Raw genomic sequence first — 576 nt, forward strand, 5'->3', positions numbered from 1 at the left:
TAACGCCCCATTAAGAGGCTTTTAATTGTTGGCTAAAATGTGAAGCGAAGCGGAACCTAGCCAACTGTTAAAAGTCCTGCTTGAATGGCTTGTTAGGCATATTTCACTGAACTATAAGTAATTGGCTTAAAGAACTGAATCTCACATGCGTTTGATAATAAAACTGATTTTCGTTTTCTTTACCATTACATCCGAAAGATATCTTCACTTTTCTTGCTTCGCCATAAACAATGATTTTTTTATTTTTAAGAAATATCTCAGGAGTTTCCCCATATTTTTTTATAAATGATTCCCTTACTTTAGGAGAAATAGCAATTGAAATATTTCTTGGATCCCGATAATCAAGTTCGGAATTTAGATATACAACATTTCTTGGTTTTCCTGTAGCTTTTACATTTAATTCAAAGAATCCCTTTACACCTTTAGGTGAAGCTTCAGCGGCTCTTTCAATTGCTTGAATTGGTGAAATATATTCAGATACTTTCTCTGCATCTTTTGTACTAGCACACCCAGACAGCGCCCCGATTAAAACTAAACTAAGTATTCGAAACAAGATGAAACTCCTATATGCCTAAC

1 protein-coding gene is annotated in these 576 nt (G+C 34.4%); it reads right to left on the bottom strand.

Going from position 1 to position 576, the window contains the following annotated elements; all coding sequences use genetic code 11:
• Positions 1-103 precede the first annotated feature (103 nt).
• Positions 104-553 carry a hypothetical protein gene (locus H4J67_RS20000; protein ID WP_182204921.1) on the bottom strand — a complete coding sequence of 150 codons (450 nt, stop codon included), beginning with the start codon at positions 551-553 and terminating at the stop codon, positions 104-106.
• Positions 554-576: the final 23 nt, after the last annotated feature.

The sequence above is a fragment of the Colwellia sp. BRX10-4 genome (assembly GCF_014077465.1).
Taxonomy (GTDB): domain Bacteria; phylum Pseudomonadota; class Gammaproteobacteria; order Enterobacterales; family Alteromonadaceae; genus Colwellia_A.